This is a genomic window from Pseudomonas putida, assembly GCF_028682475.1.
Lineage (GTDB): Bacteria > Pseudomonadota > Gammaproteobacteria > Pseudomonadales > Pseudomonadaceae > Aquipseudomonas > Aquipseudomonas putida_AG.
Genome location: NZ_JANHLE010000119.1, coordinates 1 through 414 on the forward strand (window position 1 = coordinate 1; position 414 = coordinate 414).

2 protein-coding genes are annotated in these 414 nt (G+C 51.9%); one reads left to right on the top strand and one right to left on the bottom strand.

What is annotated here, in order from left to right:
* Positions 1 to 250 (bottom strand): hypothetical protein (locus tag NPS47_RS25435; protein ID WP_274297452.1); only part of this gene is annotated, 250 nt, incomplete at its 3' end.
* On the opposite strand from NPS47_RS25435, the gene NPS47_RS25440 reads away from it, so the two are divergent.
* On the top strand, positions 235 to 414 hold a 180-nt coding region (locus NPS47_RS25440), incomplete at its 3' end, for a hypothetical protein (RefSeq protein WP_274297453.1). The two genes, NPS47_RS25435 and NPS47_RS25440, sit on opposite strands and share 16 nt — an antisense overlap.

Consider the following 414-nt stretch of genomic DNA (forward strand, 5'->3'; position numbering starts at 1 on the left):
ACGCTGCGGGCACCTGGATTTGTACCCAGAACCCCAGAGGCTTTCTCGGGGTGCTGCCACCACCGTAATACAGCGTTCTTCCCATTACCGTGGGTCGTTGCAAGGTCTCCATCAGAGAGGTCATCTGCTTGAGATGCCCATCATTGTCCAGGCATTCGGGGGTTGCACCGCGCCCCCAGCTGCAACGGTACAACCACAAGCGCAGCCCCTCACGCTTGAAGCGGTTGGCGGTCCATGAACACTCAACCATCAATCGGTACTAAGCGGAACATTGACCTTGGCTTTAATGAAGGGCACACCTGGAGACAGGTAAGGCTTTATGAAGTCCGCTACAAAACATTTCTGCTTACGCCTGCAAAAAATATTGAGACTCCAACTTACAATTCGACCAAGCCGTTTATCAAAATGAGTAAA